General features: G+C 65.4%; 1 protein-coding gene. It reads left to right on the top strand.

Annotated elements, in window-relative coordinates:
- A partial coding sequence (locus tag RYH73_RS26530) for a condensation domain-containing protein (protein WP_335316465.1) occupies window positions 1-1528 on the top strand: 1528 nt, incomplete at both ends.

Below are 1528 nucleotides of genomic sequence, written 5' to 3'. Positions count from 1 at the left end.
GGTGTCGCCCGTCGGTACGGGGGACAACTTTTTTTCACTTGGGGGCGATTCGATCATCACGATCCAGGTATCCGGCCGGGCGCGGAAGGCGGGCTACGATGTGCGCCCCCGTGACATCTTCCGCTACCAGACGGTCTCGTTGCTTGCCACGGCGGTGACGGGCCGGACGGCGGGGGCGGTGACCTCGGAGCAGGGACTGCTTTCGGGGGAAAGCGGCCTTCTTCCTATCCAGCGGTGGTACTTTGAGGGGCTGGGGGATGGCGCTCCGTTGAGCCATTACAACCAGAGCATGCTTTTCCGCCTCGGCCGCGGGGTTCCCTCGGGAGTGGTGCGCACAGCCGTAGGGGCGCTGGTGGGGCGTCACGACGCCCTGCGTTTCCGTTACGAGCTGAAGGACGGTGCGTGGCGGCAGTACTACGGGGAGCATTTGCCGGAACTGGAAGAGGAGGAGATGACGGGGGCTGGTGGGAGCTCGCTGGAAGGTTGGATAGAAGAGACGTGCGGCCGTTACCAGCGGTCGCTGGATATAGAGAGGGGCAGGGTTTGCCGTTTCGTTCTGCTGCGCACGGGCGGGCATGACGCTGCCGACCGTCTTCTGGTCGTTGTGCACCACCTTGCCGTTGACGGGGTATCGTGGCGGGTGCTGGAGGATGACCTGCGGCGCCTGCTGGAAGGCGGGGCGGATCTGGGCTCTAAGGGCAGTTCCTGCCGGGAATGGTACTTGGGGCTGGAGGGCTATGCGGGGAGCGCGCGCCTCCAGGGGCAGGCGGGTTACTGGCAGGGTATCTCGGAAAAGGGGATGCGTCTTCCGGACGAGGGGCCGACTGGCGGCTCAGGCTGGTCCGTTGTCCGTATGGTACTGGACCGGGATGGCACATCGGCCCTGCTGCAGGGAGCGGGTCCGGCCTACAACACGGAGATCAACGACCTGCTGCTGTCGGCGCTCTACCGTACGCTGGGCGGATGGAGCGGTCTTGATGGCATCGTTATCGGCCTTGAGGGGCACGGCCGGGAGGAGGCCGTGGCTCCTGGGATAGACCTCGGGCATACGGTCGGGTGGTTCACGAGCCTTTACCCGGTGCTGCTGGAGGGGGGATATGCGGATACGGGGGACCTGGTGAAGGGTACCAAGGAGATGCTGAGGCGTGTACCGGACAAGGGGCTTGGCTACGGTGTGCTGCGTTACATCTGCGGCAGGGACGGTCTTTCGGGTGATCCTTGGGACGTGGTGTTCAACTACCTGGGGCAGTTCGGGGGGTCGGCGGATGGGGGCTCGTTGCTGTCGCATTCGCGTGAGGGTCGTGGTCCCGAGACGGGGGAGGGGCACCGTTTCGGCGGGGGCATGGTGGTGAACAGCGCGGTACAGGACGGTGTTTTCGAGGTGTACTGGGGCTATGACCGCGGCCGCTACCATCCGTCGACTGCCGAGGGCCTCTGCGCCCGCTACCTGGAGGTATTGAACGAGATCATCTCGCACTGCCTGGAGGTATCGGCCTCGGGCGGCAGGCCGACCCCGTCGGACTACGGT

Origin of the sequence: Olivibacter sp. CPCC 100613, from assembly GCF_036959255.1 — a bacterium.
Classification (GTDB): domain Bacteria; phylum Bacteroidota; class Bacteroidia; order Sphingobacteriales; family Sphingobacteriaceae; genus Olivibacter.
This window is presented reverse-complemented; position numbering and strand designations above follow the sequence as displayed.